We start from the raw sequence: 255 nt of genomic DNA, 5'->3' as shown, positions 1-255 counted from the left end.
CCACTACACGGGTGATGGTATCGGACAGTGACCAGTTGATCAGCCGCTCGGTTACAAAGGCTTTGTTCGGGATGATCACTTCTTTACGGTCAAAGTCGGTAATAGTGGTGGCACGAATACGGATCTTGCTGACCGTGCCGGAGAAGGTGCCGATAGTGACGGTATCGCCGATACGCACCGGGCGTTCGAACAGAATAATCAGACCCGAAACGAAGTTACCGAAGATCTCCTGCAAACCGAAACCCAGACCTACAG

The 255-nt window shown here is 52.5% G+C and carries 1 protein-coding gene; it reads right to left on the bottom strand.

Annotated elements, in window-relative coordinates; genetic code table 11:
- Window positions 1-255 (bottom strand): mechanosensitive ion channel domain-containing protein (locus FQ664_RS26425; RefSeq protein WP_144175939.1); only part of this gene is annotated, 255 nt, incomplete at both ends.

Origin of the sequence: Pseudomonas persica (genome assembly GCF_900291015.1) — a bacterium.
Classification (GTDB): Bacteria; Pseudomonadota; Gammaproteobacteria; order Pseudomonadales; family Pseudomonadaceae; genus Aquipseudomonas.
The sequence above is the reverse complement of the archived record's forward strand: the minus strand, read 5'-3'. Positions and strand labels throughout refer to the sequence as shown.